Origin of the sequence: Pseudomonas paracarnis (assembly GCF_904063055.1) — a bacterium.
Taxonomy (GTDB): Bacteria; Pseudomonadota; Gammaproteobacteria; order Pseudomonadales; family Pseudomonadaceae; genus Aquipseudomonas; species Aquipseudomonas paracarnis.
Genome location: NZ_CAJFCN010000097.1, coordinates 1 through 440 on the forward strand (window position 1 = coordinate 1; position 440 = coordinate 440).

The following is a 440-nucleotide window of genomic DNA, read 5'->3' on the forward strand; positions in this document are numbered from 1 at the left end:
GTTGCGTGCAAACCCGCGTCCGGAATGGGCTGTGAGAGCGTTGTGGAGCAAGGTCTGGTACGAGAACTACGACGAGCCTAAATCCGTCTGGCAATCCACGGCCGCCAACACCGATTTTGAACCCAAGATGAGCCTGGCCCCGCTGACCTTCGGCACCTTGAAGGCCGCGTTCTACGCCATGTTGCTGGCGGCGCCACTGGCGGTTGCTGCCGCGATCTACACCGCTTACTTCATGGCGCCGAGCCTGCGCCGCAAGGTCAAGCCGGTGAACGAACTGATGGAAGCCATGCCGACGGTGATCCTCGGATTCTTCGCCGGCCTGTTCCTGGCGCCGGATGTGGAAGGGCATCTGCCGGGCATTTTCAGCATGTTGATGCTGTTGCCGATCGGCATCCTGGTCGCCGGCTTGGTCTTCAGCCGCTTGCCTGAGTCGATCCGCC

At 61.8% G+C, this 440-nt stretch carries 1 pseudogene; it reads left to right on the forward strand.

Features of this window, described 5'->3' with window-relative positions:
- A pseudogene (locus JMV15_RS28065) lies at nt 1–440 on the forward strand (ABC transporter permease subunit); the annotation flags it as partial.